General features: G+C 62.9%; 13 protein-coding genes. 8 read left to right on the top strand and 5 right to left on the bottom strand.

The window, feature by feature from the left end; all coding sequences use genetic code 11:
- Nucleotides 1-87: 87 nt before the first annotated feature.
- Entirely contained in the window at nucleotides 88-903 is an 816-nt protein-coding gene (locus tag ATN00_RS24260; protein WP_062063254.1) for a cold-shock protein, read from the bottom strand.
- Between the two features lie 249 nt (nucleotides 904-1,152).
- Between ATN00_RS24260 and ATN00_RS06215 the strand changes: the two genes are divergently transcribed.
- Genes ATN00_RS06215 through ATN00_RS06205 form a run of 3 tightly spaced genes read left to right on the top strand, consistent with a single transcriptional unit; the run spans nucleotide 1,153 to nucleotide 3,006 of the window.
- Nucleotides 1,153-1,770 (top strand): ribonuclease D, encoded by a 618-nt coding sequence (locus tag ATN00_RS06215; RefSeq protein WP_062063252.1) that lies wholly within the window; start codon nucleotides 1,153-1,155, stop codon nucleotides 1,768-1,770.
- A gap of 25 nt (nucleotides 1,771-1,795) precedes the next feature.
- Nucleotides 1,796-2,443 (top strand): LPS export ABC transporter periplasmic protein LptC, encoded by a 648-nt coding sequence (locus tag ATN00_RS06210; RefSeq protein WP_062063250.1) that lies wholly within the window; start codon nucleotides 1,796-1,798, stop codon nucleotides 2,441-2,443.
- Nucleotides 2,443-3,006 (top strand): LptA/OstA family protein, encoded by a 564-nt coding sequence (locus ATN00_RS06205; RefSeq protein WP_062063248.1) that lies wholly within the window; start codon nucleotides 2,443-2,445, stop codon nucleotides 3,004-3,006. Before ATN00_RS06210 ends, ATN00_RS06205 begins: the two co-directional genes overlap by 1 nt.
- A 79-nt stretch (nucleotides 3,007-3,085) precedes the next feature.
- Here ATN00_RS06205 and ATN00_RS06200 read toward each other — a convergent pair whose 3' ends face one another.
- On the bottom strand, nucleotides 3,086-3,703 hold the full coding sequence (locus ATN00_RS06200; RefSeq protein ID WP_062068467.1) for a peptidylprolyl isomerase: 618 nt from the start codon (nucleotides 3,701-3,703) through the stop codon (nucleotides 3,086-3,088).
- Nucleotides 3,704-3,843: 140 nt separating this feature from the next.
- Nucleotides 3,844-4,809 (bottom strand): magnesium/cobalt transporter CorA, encoded by a 966-nt coding sequence (corA, locus tag ATN00_RS06195; protein ID WP_062063246.1) that lies wholly within the window; start codon nucleotides 4,807-4,809, stop codon nucleotides 3,844-3,846.
- A gap of 181 nt (nucleotides 4,810-4,990) precedes the next feature.
- Here corA and ATN00_RS06190 point away from each other — a divergent pair, with 181 nt between their 5' ends.
- The 5 genes from ATN00_RS06190 to ATN00_RS06170 all read left to right on the top strand — a co-directional run bounded on the left by ATN00_RS06190 (nucleotide 4,991) and on the right by ATN00_RS06170 (nucleotide 11,554).
- The gene (locus ATN00_RS06190; RefSeq protein WP_062063244.1) at nucleotides 4,991-8,338 is read left to right on the top strand and encodes a trifunctional glycoside hydrolase family 18/polysaccharide deacetylase/glycosyltransferase family 2 protein; all 3,348 of its coding nucleotides are present in this window, start codon (nucleotides 4,991-4,993) and stop codon (nucleotides 8,336-8,338) included.
- Nucleotides 8,335-8,757, top strand: coding sequence for a PDZ domain-containing protein (locus tag ATN00_RS06185; RefSeq protein WP_062063242.1), 423 nt, complete (start codon nucleotides 8,335-8,337; stop codon nucleotides 8,755-8,757). Before ATN00_RS06190 ends, ATN00_RS06185 begins: the two co-directional genes overlap by 4 nt.
- Complete coding sequence (locus ATN00_RS06180) at nucleotides 8,754-9,449, top strand: winged helix-turn-helix domain-containing protein (RefSeq protein ID WP_062063240.1); 696 nt, start codon at nucleotides 8,754-8,756, stop codon at nucleotides 9,447-9,449. The genes ATN00_RS06185 and ATN00_RS06180 overlap by 4 nt, the downstream gene beginning before the upstream one ends.
- On the top strand, nucleotides 9,433-10,830 hold the full coding sequence (locus tag ATN00_RS06175) for a sensor histidine kinase (protein WP_062063238.1): 1,398 nt from the start codon (nucleotides 9,433-9,435) through the stop codon (nucleotides 10,828-10,830). Before ATN00_RS06180 ends, ATN00_RS06175 begins: the two co-directional genes overlap by 17 nt.
- Nucleotides 10,831-10,972: 142 nt before the next feature.
- Nucleotides 10,973-11,554, top strand: a complete 582-nt coding sequence (locus tag ATN00_RS06170) for an HdeD family acid-resistance protein (RefSeq protein WP_062063237.1) — start codon at nucleotides 10,973-10,975, stop codon at nucleotides 11,552-11,554.
- Here ATN00_RS06170 and ATN00_RS06165 read toward each other — a convergent pair whose 3' ends face one another.
- Nucleotides 11,555-12,841: a sugar MFS transporter gene (locus ATN00_RS06165; RefSeq protein WP_082635301.1), complete on the bottom strand. Its 1,287-nt coding sequence runs from the start codon at nucleotides 12,839-12,841 to the stop codon at nucleotides 11,555-11,557.
- A gap of 172 nt (nucleotides 12,842-13,013) precedes the next feature.
- Nucleotides 13,014-14,480, bottom strand: coding sequence for an NAD-dependent succinate-semialdehyde dehydrogenase (locus ATN00_RS06160; protein ID WP_156415231.1), 1,467 nt, complete (start codon nucleotides 14,478-14,480; stop codon nucleotides 13,014-13,016).
- Nucleotides 14,481-14,490 lie beyond the last annotated feature (10 nt).

Raw genomic sequence — 14,490 nt, 5'->3', positions numbered from 1 at the left:
CCCATTCACGGCAACCTTAAAAGAAAAAGGGCCGCCGGGCAGGCGACCCTTTCTTGCTCTGTATCCTGACGGCAGGATAGCAGGGCGTCAGTCGGCCTTCGACTGGAGATTCACCGCCGCATATTTGCCGCGGCGATCGACTTCCAGTTCGAAGTCCAAACGGTCGCCTTCGTTGAGGGCGGGCATGCCCGCACGCTCAACCGCACTGATGTGCACGAATGCGTCCGGCTGGCCATCATCGCGCTGAATGAAGCCGAAGCCCTTCATCGCGTTGAAGAACTTGACCGTGCCGCTGGCGCGCTCGCCGGTAAGCTGACGCTGAGGACCGCGATCGCCACCACGCTCAGCGCCGCCGAAACCGCCTGCGCGCGGCTCACGCGGCGCACGTTCCTCGACCGGAAGCGGCTCGCCCTCGATCTTCAGGTCGGTCGCCGACACCTTACCGCCGCGATCGACGAGGGTGAAGCCAAGCGGCTGCCCTTCCGCCAGGCCGGTCAGGCCTGCCTGTTCGACCGCACTGATGTGCACGAATACGTCTTCGCCGCCATCATCACGCACGATGAAGCCGAAACCCTTCTGTCCATTGAAGAACTTTACGACGCCAGTGCCTTCGCCGACGACCTGTGCGGGCATTCCGCCGCGACCGCCGCCAAAACCACCAGCGCCGCCGCCGCCAAAGCCGCCGCCACCGCCGCTGCGGAAACCACCGCCGCCGCCAGCGCCACCGCCGCCGAAGCCACCTCGGTCACCACCGCCGAAGCCGCCGCGATCACCGCCGAAACCACCACGATCACCAAAGCCGCCACCGCCGAAAGTGCGGCCACCTTCGTAGAAACTGTCTTCGCCGAAACCGTCGCGCTTGTCCTTGCCGCGCCCGCCGCGGCGACCTCTATCAAAACTCATGCCCTGTTGGTCACTTTCGCTTCGCCCAAATGTAAAATCGGACAAACATGCCGGGCGAAATGACATGCAGAATCCACCGCAGCACAGCGGTTTGAGAATCACTATATCAACTTTTCGGGGGAGCGCGAATGATTTTAGCCTGCAACCCGTCAGATTCCGCTGGCCCGCATTTCCATAGAGACAGGATGCCATAGAGACAGGATGAAAGCCTCGATTGCGATATGACCGCTTTCACCATAGAGGGGAGCCATGACCGTCTATTTCCATGAAGAGGATCTGCCCGAGGGCGTCCTTGCACCCGGCCCGATCGCCGTCGATACTGAAACCATGGGCCTCATCACCCCGCGCGACCGACTGTGCGTCGTCCAGATCAGCGACGGCAAGGGCGATGAGCACCTGGTGCGCTTCAGTCCGGGAAGTGATTATGCCGCGCCAAACCTGAAGGCGGTTCTGGCTGATCCGGAGCGGCTGAAACTCTATCATTTCGGGCGTTTCGATATTGCCGCCATCAAACATTATCTGGGTGTGATCGCCGCGCCCGCCTATTGCACCAAGATCGCCTCGCGTCTGGTACGGACCTATACCGACCGTCATGGCCTGAAGGAACTGGTGCGCGAACTGCTGGGGCAGGAAATCAGCAAGCAGCAGCAAAGTTCCGACTGGGGCGCGCCGCTGCTGTCCGACGCGCAAAAGGATTATGCGGCGTCGGACGTGCGTTATCTGCATCTGCTGAAAGAACAGCTCGACAAGCGGCTGATCCGCGAAGGGCGCATGGAACTGGCGCAGGCTTGTTTCGATTTCCTCCCTCATCGGGCTGTCCTAGATCTGGCGGGGTGGCCGGAGATCGATATCTTCGCCCACATGTAAGGATATAAAGGGAAGCGCGCCATCCATGTCGATCCAGGCTGAACAGCAACGCCATGCGCGCCGCCACTGGGCGCGGCCGGGCGGCAGCCATGACCGGCTGGTCAGGACGCTTAAAAACTGGCTGCCGGTCGCGGTGGGCGTTCTGGCGGCGCTGTTGGCGACCGCGCCCTTCACCGGCGGGGACAAGGTCAGCTTCCTGCTCGACAAGAACCGGGTCGAGATCGCGCATGAGAGGATGCGCCTGACAGAGGCGCTCTACCGAGGGGAGGACAGCAAGGGGCAGCCCTTCTCCCTGCGCGCGGGATCGGCGGTGCAGAAAAGCTCACGCGAGCCCGTCGTGGACTTGAGCGACCTGTCAGCGCGCATATTGCTGTCCGACGGCCCCGCGGTGCTGAGTGCACAAAAGGGCCAGTATAATATGGATAGCGAACGGGTCGGCATCATCGGCCCGGTGCAGTTCGAGTCGGCGGGCGGATACCGCATGACGACCCGCGATGTCGGCGTCGACCTTCAGTCCCGCAGGCTCAAGAGCGCAGGCCGGGTCGACGGGCGCATCCCCATCGGCACCTTCAGCGGCGATCATCTGGAAGCGGATCTCAATGCCCGCACGGTGACGCTGAACGGCAGGGCGCGCTTGCGCATCGAACAAAATGGCCTCAAAGGGCGGAATTGATGAAACGCACCATCACCCTCTTTTCACTAGGCGCGATCGGCACCGCGAGCGCCATTTTCGCGGGGGCAGGCGCGCAGGTGATGAAGAATCACGATAGCAATGCGCCGGTCAACTTCTCCGCCGATCGGATCGAAGTGCAGGACCGCGCCGACCGGGTGGTCGTGTCGGGCAATGTCGTCGTAACACAGGCGGGCATGACGCTGAATGCGGCGCGCATGACCGTTGCCTATCGCCAGACGCCGGGCAACAGCACCGGCAATACCGGCAGTGGCGTGGAAGTCGATCGGATCGATGCTTCGGGCAATGTCGTTGTGACAAAGGCGGACCAGACGGCGCGTGGCAATGTCGCCATTTACGACCTCAACAAGCGGCTCATCACCATGTTGGGCAATGTGGCGCTGACGCAAGGCGCGAATCGTCTGACGGGCGGGCGGCTCGTGATGGACCTCAACAGCGGGCTTTCCACTGTCGACGGGCGGGCGAGCGGCGGGACGCCGGGCGTTTCGGGCGGGTCCAGCGGGCGCGTATCAGGCACCTTTTCCGTGCCGCAGCGCAAGAATTAGCTGGAAGGAAAGCGCGTCGCCATTCTGAATCGGAACCTAGGAACGCGGCGTGCCTTCCAATATAGGCACGGTCGTCTCTTCACTTCGCTTTCGGACGGTTAATCCCGATCAGCCAGGGCTTCACCTTGCCGGTCGGGAGTGGCGTTCCGTCGAGCCTTTTGGCGCGGATGATGCGGATCGGCTTCACGATCATCTGCCCGCGCATAGGACCTGAGCCACAACAAGTCGGCATGGCGAGGATGCGCTTTACCACGTCCATCCCCGCGACGACATGACCGAAGGCGGCATAGCCGATATAACTGCCCTGCGCGTCCATGTTCGGCGTCGGCCCCACCGTGATGAAAAAATTACCCATCGCCGAATCGGGACGGTTGGGCCGCGCCATCGACAGCGTGGCGTTGAGATGGCGGATGCCCGTCTTGCTCGTCGACTCATGCTGGATGGGGGGCAACGCACGACGCGCATCCGTGTCGATGCCGCCCTGGATCAGGCCGAGTTCCGGTGCGCTTTTGCGTCGCGCCGCCCGATAGAAAGTGACGCCATCGAACCGCCCATCATCCACATAGGCCAGGAAATTGGCTGCTGTGTGCGGGGCATGGCGATTGTCGGTAGCAACGATGATCGTCCCGACAGAGGTTTCGATGGCGACCCGGGTATAGCCCGGCGTCGGGCGATTGGCAGGAAGAGCGGCGGCCATGCCGGGAAGAAAGGCGAAGATCAGCAACAGGAAACGTGGGACAGTGGAAAAGGACTTCAACGGACAGGCACTCATATCTGGATCGGAAGGAAGCGGGACAAGGCTAAAGACGCCGCGGACCAATCGCAACCAGCGACCGCCTAGAGCCAGTTGGCCCGCTTGAAACGCAGGTAAAGCAGTCCGCAGATGCTCGCCATCACCGCCAGAACGACGAAATAGCCATAATGCGTCCGCAGTTCAGGCATATTGCGGAAATTCATGCCATAAATTCCCGCAATCGCGGTGGGCACGGCAAGGATGGCGGCCCAGCTTGCCAATTGCCGCGTGGTAGCGCCCTGCCGCTGGGATTCGAGCAGATGGCTGACCTCGAACACCGAAGTCAGCACTTCGCGCAAATTCTCGACCATGACTTCAACCCGCCGCACATGATCATACACGTCCTTGAAATAGGGCTGCACCTGCGCGTCGAGACAAGGCAGATCGAGATGCACGAGCCGGCTCGCCATTTCCGACATGGGGCCAAGAATACGGCGAAAACGGATCAGTTCCCGGCGCAGGTGAAAGATACGCATGATGTCGTCCCGCTCAAGAAAAGTGTCGAGCGCCCGATCCTCCATCGCGAGCACTTCCTCCTCAATGGTTTCAACAATGGGCAGATAACCGTCGACGATGAAATCGAGGATCGCGTGGAGCACATAGTCGACGCCATGGCTGAGCAGCGAAGGCGCCGCCTCCAGATGCGATCGCAATTCCGTGTGAGCGCGGGCAGAACCGTGCCGCACGGAGATGATATGGTTCGGCCCCAGAAAAACCGCCGTTTCCCCGTAGAGGATCTTGTCCCCATCCAGATGGGCCGTGCGCGCGACCACGAAAAGTTGATCGCCATATACGTCCACCTTCGGAAGCTGGTGCGCCTTGAGCGCGTCCTCGACCGCCAAGGGGTGCAGGCCATAATGCACCTGCAACGTCCGTAATTCCTGCTCCGAAGGTTCCACCAGCCCGATCCATACGAAATCGGACGGATTCCCCATCACCGGCGCATGATCGAGCGAAACACTTTCGACTGGTTTCCCCGCGCTGTAGAGATAGGCAGCAACGACGCTCATGATGTCTCCAGATCATATGGACGCATCAGCGGTAGCAGATCGCCGCTTCGCCCGGAACACGCGAACGTCGACGAAAAGGCCGATGCCCATCATGACCAAGATTTCATCATCGGATCATCACCGTTGCGGACGGCGATCTCTATGTACCCGGAATAATAGCGACAGGCGCTCGAGCGACGACATGACAAGCCCGATTTTCTTCGACCCCACCGGGCGGCGGGGCATATGGGCGCGACGCGCCTTGGCGACGTTACTGGCGGCCATCGTTGCGGCGGCCATCGCCTTTGCCTCCACGCTGATCGCCGTGCCGTCCGAAGGCGACCTGGCCCTGCCGCTGCCCCAACCCCATGCGGCGCGCCTTTACGGCCTGTCTCGCCTGCATCACGACATCACGAAATGGCTGCCCGACTGGCCCGCCACCCGCAGGGCCGTCAAGCCGCTGAACGTCGGCTTCTACGTTCCCGATGATGAAACGAGCATCGCCTCGCTGCGGCGGCATGTGGGACAACTTGATTGGATCGTGCCCGCGCTGGTAACGGTTTCGGCTCATTCCCCCATGCCGCATTTCGTCAGTGACCCGCGCCTGTCCCAGATGATTGCCGCCATGCCGCATCCGCCCAAGCTATTGCCGATGGTCCAGAATGTCAGTGATAATGGCTGGGACGGCGCGGGCATGGCGCGGCTGCTCGGCCATGCGGAAACGAGCCGCCTGCTCGCCCGGCACCTGGGCGACTATGTGGCGCGGCATCGGATGGGCGGGCTCGTCATGGACTTCGAATCCCTGCCGGACGGGGCGATGGGCGATTATCTGCGCTTCCTCCACATGCTTCGCGCTGCCATGCCGCCCCACGCGACGCTGGCGCTCACCGTTCCGGCGGGCGACGGATGGCCGATGGAGCAACTCGCGCGCGCTGCTGATCGACTGATCTTCATGGCCTATGACCAGCATTGGCAAGGCGGCGAGGCCGGTCCCATCGCCGCGCAGCCCTGGTTCGTGCGGCAGGTTGAAGAGGCGATACGCCGCATCGGTCCTGACAAACTGGTCGTCGCTCTCGGCAGCTATGGCTATGACTGGCACGGCGGGGCCGCCGATGCACTATCGCTAGACGAGGCATGGCTCGCCGCGCATGACAGCGATGCGCCCGTCACCTTCGATCCAGCCAGCGGCAATACCGGTTTCGCCTATGACGAAAGCGGACAGCGGCACCAAGTCTGGATGCTGGACGCCGCCGCGACATGGAACCAGATGCTAGCGCTCAAACGACTCGGCGTGGGCAGCGTGGCGCTGTGGCGGCTGGGCAGCGAAGACCCCGGCTTCTGGCCCGACCTCACCGCCTTCCGCCGCGGCGGCCGACCGGACCTGACCCGCATCGCCAGTATGCTCAACACCGATGTCGAGGGCACGGGCGAAATCCTGCGGATCACCGCGACGCCGACCGAAGGCAGCCGCGCCATCGCCTTTGGGCCGCAGGGCATGATCGCGCGGGAAAGCTACCGCGCCCTTCCCACGCCCTATCAAGTGCAGCGGACCGGCGGGCAGCGGGCGAAGATGCTCGCGCTGACCTTCGACGACGGGCCGGACGCGACATGGACGCCGAAGATCCTCTCCATCCTCGAAAGGACGCACACGCCCGCGACCTTCTTCGTCATCGGGGAAAATGCGCTGGAGCATCCGGCCCTGCTGCGCCGCATCGTCGCGGACGGCAGCGAGATCGGCAATCACACCTATGCCCATCCCAACCTTGCGACATGGCCGGAGGAAGGGACGCGACTCCAGCTCAACGCCACGCAGCGGCTGGTGCAAGCCTATACCGGCCGTAGCATGAAGCTGTTCCGCGCACCCTATTTCGGGGATGCGGAACCCACCACGGCGGACGAACTCGGCCCCGCACTCGCCGCACAGAAAGCGGGATATACGGTTGTCGGTCTCCATGTCGATCCCAATGACTGGCAGCGCCCCGGCACCGATGCAATCGTCAGGCAGGTGATCGATCAAGTCCATGCCGTGACGCCCGACCGTTCCGAAAATATCGTCCTGCTGCATGACGGCGGCGGCGAGCGGTCGGAAACGGTCGCGGCCTTGCCCCGCATCATCGCGACGCTGCGGGCGGAGGGATACAGCTTTGTGCCCGTCTCGCGCCTTGCGGGCCTGTCTCAACAAACCGCCATGCCGCCGGTCCAGCCCGCTGACCTGACGGCAGTGCGGATCGACGTCGCCGCCTTCGTCACGCTGGCGGCGCTCAGCACATTGCTCGGCTGGATCTTCACCCTCGCAATTTCGCTGGGGATAGCACGGGCGGTGCTGATGGCGGGGCTCGCTACTTTCCAGTCGCGCCGTCCCCGCATGCAGCCGCCGGTCCATCAACCCAGCGTGTCGGTCATCATCCCCGCCTATAATGAAGCCCGCGTGATCGAAGCATCCATCCGCCGGGTGCTTGCGAGCCAATATCCCGGCCTCCAACTGATCGTGGCGGATGACGGGTCGAAGGATGCAACCAGCGCCACCGTCGCCAGCGCATTTGCTGGCGATCCGCGCGTCACGCTGCTCACGCTGGAAAATGGCGGCAAAGCGTCGGCGCTGAACCGCGCCCTCGCCCAAGCGATGGGCGAGATCGTCATCGCGCTCGACGCCGATACCCAGTTCGAGCCGACGACCATCGCTCGCCTTGCCCGCTGGTTCGTCGACCCCGCCATCGGCGCCGTGGCGGGCGAGGCGCGTGTAGGGAACCGGGTGAACCTCGTCACGCGCTGGCAGGCGCTGGAATATATCACGGCGCAGAATCTGGAACGGCGCGCGCTGGCGGGTTTCGATGCGATAACGGTGGTGCCGGGCGCGGTCGGCGCGTGGCGGCGTGCGGCGCTGGATGCGGTCGGCGACTATCCCGAGGACACGCTGGCGGAGGATCAGGATTTGACCATCGCGATCCAGCGCGCGGGCTGGCGCGTCACCTACGACCCTGAAGCGGTCGCCTGGACGGAAGCGCCCGAAGACTTTCGCGCCCTTGCCAAGCAACGTTATCGCTGGGCGTTCGGCACGCTGCAATGCCTGTGGAAACATGCCAGCGTGCTGCGGGCGCGCAAGCCCACTGGCCTCGCGCTGGTCGGGATGCCGCAGGCGTGGCTTTTCCAGATCGTCTTTGCGGCGATCTCTCCGCTGATCGACCTCGCCCTCATCCTCTCCATCGCCGCCACCGTGGTCCGGGTGCAGGAACATGGCTGGGCGCAGACCAGCGGTGACGTCTGGACCATGGGCGTCTATTGGCTGACCTTCATTGCCATCGACGTCGCCTGCGGCTGGGTTGCCTATCGGCTCGACGGGGGCACGCTCCGCTATCCCCCGCATCTGCTGATCGCGCAGCGCTTTGTCTACCGCCAGATCATGTATTGGGTGGTGGTGCGCGCCATTGCTTCGGCCGTCGGCGGCTGGGTCGTGGGCTGGGGCAAGCTCGAGCGATCGGGCCGCGTCGCCATGGCTCCGGGCGAAGCCCTTCCTTCCCCCAGCCCTTCCCGACGATTGCGCGCCGCATGAAAGCGCTCCGGCGCGATAACCGGAAAAGCAGAACCGCGACCGGCGCGATGCTGGGGTGCCTCGCCATCGGCGCGCTGGGAATGAGCTTTGCCTTCTTCCTCCATGTCCATCGGGCAACCGGCAGCCATGCGGGGCAAGCTGCTGCACAGGGGCATATCTTGCCTGGCTTGACGCTGGTGAATGGACAGCCTGCGGGATCAGGCCTGATCGTCACCAGCCTGGCGTCGGATGGGCAAGCGCGACGGCTGGGACTCGCGGTGGGAGACAATATCGTGCAAATCGACGGGCAAGCCTCGCGATCGCTGGATCAGGCGACCGCCTATCTGTTACATCATTCGCGGAGTAGCGTCCGGCTGGCGCTGCGTCATGAGGGAACGATGCGGAAAGTGACCTTCGATCTGTCGGATGACAGCAAATGAGCCAGAAAATCCTCATCGTCGAAGATGATGCCGTCACCGCCGACTATATCGCCAAAGGGATGACGGAGGCGGGCTTCACCGTCGATCGGGCAGACAATGGTCGCGACGGCCTGTTCCTGGCGAGCGACAGCGGCTATGGCGCGATCATCCTCGACCGGATGATGCCCGCTATGGACGGGATGTCCGTGCTGAAAGCCCTGCGCGCGGCAGGTATCGAAACGCCTGCGATCATCCTTTCCGCGCTCGGCACGCCCGAAGACCGGGTAGAAGGGTTGACCGGCGGCGCGGACGATTATCTGACCAAGCCTTTCGCCTTCGCCGAGTTGCTTGCCCGCGTGCAATTACTGCTACGCCGTGCGCGGAACGGACAGAGCGGCGGCGCTGTGGTGACGGCGCTGCGCCACGACGATCTGGAGATGGACCTCCTCTCCCGCAGGGTGAAACGCGGCGGCAAGGCGGTGGATCTGCAACCGCGGGAATTCCGCCTGCTGGAATTTTTCCTGCGCCACCCCGATCAGGTCGTAACCCGCACCATGCTGCTGGAAGGCGTGTGGGATTATCATTTCGATCCCGGCACCAACGTCATCGACGTGCATGTCAGCCGCCTGCGCCGCAAACTGGACGACGGGTCCGACCGTCCGTTGCTGCACACCGTGCGTGGCATGGGATACCGCCTTGGCATCGAAAAATAGCATCGCGACCCGCCTGCGGGGCTTTGCGCGGTCAACCATCGGGCGCTTCGTGGGACTGGCTTTCCTCTGCCAATTCATCGTCAGCGGCGGAGTGCTGCTCTTTGTGCAGCAGGCAAGCCAGCGCTCGATCGTCGCGGCGGACCGGCAGACCGTGGAAAGCCTGCGCGACGAACTGCTACGGGTAGAGCGCGTGCGCGGACTTTCGGCGCTACAACGCGCGATCAAGGGGCGGCTTTCCACGGTAAGGGGCGAAAGGATCGTCCTCCTCCTCACCGACGCGCAAGGGCGGGTGCTGATCGGCAATCTGGGCGCATGGCCTGCCACCATTGCCTATGACAGCCCATGGCAGACCATCGACCTTTATCGCATAGGCAATGACCGCCCCGAACCCATAGGCGTGACGGCGGACACCCTGTCCAGCGGCGGCCATCTGTTAACTGGCATCGCGACCACCAACAGCCTGCAACTCTCTCGCATCTATGAAGAAGCGCTCAGCATCGCCTTCGTCATGACGCTGATGCTGACACTAGGAATCGCCATCCTGCTGGGCCGGGTGCTGGCGCGGCAAGTTTCGGCGATAGCCGACACCGCCAACGCCGTCGCGGTGGGCGCCCTGGACCGGCGGGTCGAAACGGATGGCAGCGCTGATGCCTTCGATCAGCTCGGCCAGTCGATCAACGCCATGCTGGAGCGGATTGACGCGCTGGTGACGCAGCTTCGCATGATGACCGACGGGCTTGCCCACGACCTTAAATCCCCGGTCACGCGCCTGATCTCCGTCGTCGAGCAGGCAAGCGCGCAGACACGGGACGACATGGCGCTCGACGCCTTGGAAAAAGTGCATCGCGAAGCCCGCGCGCTGCAATCCATGTTGTCGACGGCGCTGCTCATCAGCCGGACGGAGGCAGGCTTCGGCGGAGACCGGCTGCTGGACACCGATATCCGAACGCTACTGCGCGACCTAGAGGAGGTTTATGGGCCGTTGGTCGAGGATAGCGGATTTGCCCTCGCCATCGAAGCGCCGGATATGCCGCCCTTCCCGCTGCACCGCGAATTGGTGAGCCAGGCGCTCGCCAACCTCATCGACAATGCGCTGAGCCATGCGGAGAGCGGCGATCACATCACTCTGTCGGCGGAACAGCGTGAGGTCGGATCATGGCTGGCAATCAGCGTCGCGGACAATGGCCCCGGCATCCCGGAGGATCTGCGCGCCGCCGCACTCAAGCGGTTCGGGCGGCTAGATCCATCGCGCAGCAAGCCAGGTTCGGGATTGGGCCTATCGCTGGCCGAAGCGGTCGCGCGGTTGCACCATGGCCGTATCGAACTGGCTGAAAACGGGCCGGGGCTGCGCGCCACGCTGCTGCTTCAGGGGCATGGATAGTTCCCTTATCCGTGACCCGAATGGCTGGCATCCTGCATCCTTTTGATTTAGCTTCCTCTTTGGATCAGTCATTGCCGGGCCATTTCGGTGTTGCTCGACCTGTTCGAAGAAATGCCCGTCATTGTGAAAAAGGGGAACCGACATGACGAATGGAACCGCTCTCGGACGCTTTTCTGAAATCACGTGGCTGATCGATAATTGGTGGCTCATCCTGCTGCGGGGGATCGCGGCCATATTGTTCGGCGTTCTCACCTTTCTGTGGCCGTCGCTATCGCTGTTGTCGATCGTGCTGTTGTGGGGCGCATTCGCCTTTGTCGACGGAATTTTAGCCATTGCAACCGCCTTCATGACGAAACGGCCGGGCGGAGGGTCGCGATGGTGGATGGGATTGGTCGGCCTGCTGGGCGTGGCGGCGGGGCTGCTCACCTTTTTCGCGCCGGCCGTCACCGCCTTTGGCCTGCTTCTCTATTTCTCGGCATGGCTGATCGCGATGGGCCTGCTTCAGATCATCGGCGCGATCCGTCTCCGCAAAGCGATCGACAATGAATCGATGCTGGCGTTGAGCGGCCTTGCCTCCGTCATTCTCGGAGCGCTGCTGATCGGCTATCCGCTTACCGGCTTGCTGTCCGTCGCCTGGATGATCGGCATCTTCGCGCTGATAGTCGGGATCTTCTACATCGGCCTGTCGCTGCGTCTCAGGAAAGTGAAGGACGCCGCCGCCTGATTACTCCTCCAGGGGGATGACTGGACGCGTAGCGAACAGTCCGAACAACAGGATAAGGCCATAGGCGATGGCGGGCACGATCAGCGCCGTGCGGAGCGTCGCAATGTCAGATACCCATCCGGCGATGGGCGGCAGGATCGCGCCGCCCACGATCGCCATGCAGATGACCCCCGACCCATCCGCCGCGCGCTGGCCCAGCCCTTCGCACGCGAGGCTGAAGATCGTCGGGAACATGATCGCATTCATGAGGCCGATAGCGATCAGCGACCAACCCGACACCGCGCCCGTCGTGGAAGCCGAAATCCCCAACAGCAACACCGCGCCTGTCGCGACGCAGGCCAACACTCGCCCCGGCGAGAAGAAGCGCAGCACCGCCGATCCGATGAAGCGGCCCACCATCGCGCCGCCCCAATAATAAGCGACCAGCTTGCCCGCACTTTCCATGTCGAGGCTCAGCGTGCTGGGTTGCACCAGATAGAGCACCATCAGGCTGCCGATCGTCACTTCCGCGCCGACATAGAGGAAGATGCCCATTGTCCCGAAAGCAAAGCGAGGCCGCGACAACAGCCCGAAGGCGGCGGTGACGTTCATCTTCGCCGCGCGTGTTTCCTTGAGCTTCGTGCGCCGGAACCAGACCGCCAACGCGACAATGACCAGCGCAACTGCCAGACCGATATAGGTATGGACGACCACCCGCGCCTCCTGCGCGCGAAAGGCAGTCAACGCCTCCCCCGTCAGGGTGGACGGATCGATTTTTGCAATGCTGCCCAGGATCAGTATCGACCCGACATAGGGAAAGACGGTCGTGCCCAGCGCATTGAATGCCTGCGCGAAGGTCAAGCGACTGGACGCGGTTTCGGGCGTGCCCAGCATGGAGATCAAAGGATTGGCGACCACTTGCACGATGGTGATTCCGCTCGCCAGCACGAATAGTGCGAACAGGAACGCACCGAACAGGCCTGATCCTGCCGCCGGAATGAACAGCAGGCACCCCGCCGTCATCGACAGCAGCCCGATCACCGCCGTCCGCATGTAACCGAAGCGATGCACCAGCGCGGAGGCGGGAATGGAAATCAGGAAATAGGCCGCAAAGAAGGCCGACTGGACCAGCAATACCTGCGCGTTGGTGAGGGTGAAGAGATCCTTGAGCTTGGGGATCAGTACATCGTTGAGACTGGTGATTCCACCGAACACGAAGAACAGAGCAAAGACGAAACCGGCCAACCCCCGCGCCGCCGTCCTTGTTCCGACCTGAGAACCGGCATTCGCGCCCGCTGTCATCGTCATATCCGGCCTTCCCTCTTCCTTGCCGGCATCATTGCCGCTTTTCCGCATCCTATCATCAGCAAAGGGTGGGAAGGCAATGACCTAAGTGCGGAGTCGTGCAGGGACGCGGTCGCTGGCGGCGAAGAATTTTCAAGCCCCGCCCGATCCTGCACGGCTCTCTCATTTCTCTTTACTAGATGCCCGCCATGGCGAGATATTTGATCTCCACATAATCGTCGATGCCATAACGCGACCCTTCGCGGCCAATGCCTGATTCCTTCACGCCGCCAAAGGGCGCGACTTCGGTGGAGATGATGCCGGTGTTAATGCCGACAATGCCATATTCCAGTGCTTCGGCGACACGCCACACTCGTCCCAGATCGCGGGCGTAGAAATAGGCGGCAAGACCAAAGCGCGTCGCATTGGCCTGCGCGATGGCGTCCGCCTCGTCCGAAAAGCGGAAGATGGGCGCGAGGGGGCCAAAGGTTTCCTCAGTGGCAATCCGCATGTCCGGCGTCATTCCCGCGATCACCGTGGGCTGGAAAAAGTTGCCTCCCAATTCATGCCGCGCACCACCGGCAGTGACTTTCGCACCATGTTCCAGCGCATCGGCCAGATGCGCCTCTACCTTTGAGAGGGCGTCATCGTCGATCAGCGGCCCGATATCGACACCCGGCTCCGTGCCGATACCGACATGCAGTGCCGCCACCGCCTGCGTCAGCCGTTCGACGAAACGCTCGTAAATGGCATCCTGCACATAGAGCCGGTTGGCGCAGACGCAGGTTTGACCCGCATTTCGGAACTTGGACGCGATTGCGCCTTTCACCGCTTCGTCGAGATCAGCGTCGTCGAACACAATGAAGGGCGCATTGCCTCCCAGTTCCAGGCTGACCTTCTTCACGGTGCCCGCGCATTGCGTCATCAGCAGCTTGCCGACCTCCGTAGAACCCGTAAAACTGATCTTCGCGATCCTGGGGTTGGAGGTTATTTCGCCGCCGATAGCCTTGGCGTCACTGGTGGTGACGACGCTCAGCAGTCCCGCGGGCAGCCCCGCTTCCTCCGCCAACACGGCCAGCGCCAGCGCGGAGAGCGGCGTCTGCTCTGCGGGCTTGAGCACCATCGCGCAGCCCGCCGCCAACGCCGGACCGGCCTTGCGCGTAATCATTGCCACCGGGAAGTTCCACGGTGTGATTGCACCACATACGCCGATGGGCTGTTTCAGCGTCAGGATGCGGCGATCGGCGGCATGGGTAGGAACGACGTCGCCATAGACACGCTTCCCTTCTTCCGCGAACCATTCGATGAAGCTTGCGCCATAGACTATCTCGCCTTTCGCTTCTGCCAGCGGCTTGCCCTGTTCGGCGGTCATGATCGCCGCCAGATCATCCTGGTGAGCCAGCATCAGGTCAAACCAGCGGCGCAACACCAACGCACGCTCTTTCGCTGTCTTGGCCGCCCATCCTTTCATCGCTACGTCCGCGGCATCGATGGCGCGCCTCATATCCTGCGCGGTGAGGTCCGGCACATTTGCGATGGGCGCGCCGGTTGCAGGATCGTGAATGGCGAATGTGCGGTCGGCGCCAACCCACTCCCCCCCAACATAGGCTTGTTCGCGCAGCAGGTCTGGGCGGTTGAGCAAAATCACAAGATTGTTCTCCATTCCAACGGAC

It is taken from the genome of Sphingobium baderi (genome assembly GCF_001456115.1).
In the GTDB taxonomy this organism is placed as follows: domain Bacteria; phylum Pseudomonadota; class Alphaproteobacteria; order Sphingomonadales; family Sphingomonadaceae; genus Sphingobium; species Sphingobium baderi_A.
The sequence above is the reverse complement of the archived record's forward strand: the minus strand, read 5'-3'. Positions and strand labels throughout refer to the sequence as shown.

Coding starts and splice junctions, on each gene's coding strand:
- ATN00_RS24260 (WP_062063254.1), bottom strand. CDS start 903: ATGAGTTTTGATAGAGGTCGCCGCGGCGGGCGCGGCAAGGACAAGCGC.
- ATN00_RS06215 (WP_062063252.1), top strand. CDS start 1,153: ATGACCGTCTATTTCCATGAAGAGGATCTGCCCGAGGGCGTCCTTGCA.
- ATN00_RS06210 (WP_062063250.1), top strand. CDS start 1,796: ATGTCGATCCAGGCTGAACAGCAACGCCATGCGCGCCGCCACTGGGCG.
- ATN00_RS06205 (WP_062063248.1), top strand. CDS start 2,443: ATGAAACGCACCATCACCCTCTTTTCACTAGGCGCGATCGGCACCGCG.
- ATN00_RS06200 (WP_062068467.1), bottom strand. CDS start 3,703: ATGGCCGCCGCTCTTCCTGCCAATCGCCCGACGCCGGGCTATACCCGG.
- corA (WP_062063246.1), bottom strand. CDS start 4,809: ATGAGCGTCGTTGCTGCCTATCTCTACAGCGCGGGGAAACCAGTCGAA.
- ATN00_RS06190 (WP_062063244.1), top strand. CDS start 4,991: ATGACAAGCCCGATTTTCTTCGACCCCACCGGGCGGCGGGGCATATGG.
- ATN00_RS06185 (WP_062063242.1), top strand. CDS start 8,335: ATGAAAGCGCTCCGGCGCGATAACCGGAAAAGCAGAACCGCGACCGGC.
- ATN00_RS06180 (WP_062063240.1), top strand. CDS start 8,754: ATGAGCCAGAAAATCCTCATCGTCGAAGATGATGCCGTCACCGCCGAC.
- ATN00_RS06170 (WP_062063237.1), top strand. CDS start 10,973: ATGACGAATGGAACCGCTCTCGGACGCTTTTCTGAAATCACGTGGCTG.
- ATN00_RS06165 (WP_082635301.1), bottom strand. CDS start 12,841: ATGACGATGACAGCGGGCGCGAATGCCGGTTCTCAGGTCGGAACAAGG.
- ATN00_RS06160 (WP_156415231.1), bottom strand. CDS start 14,480: ATGGAGAACAATCTTGTGATTTTGCTCAACCGCCCAGACCTGCTGCGC.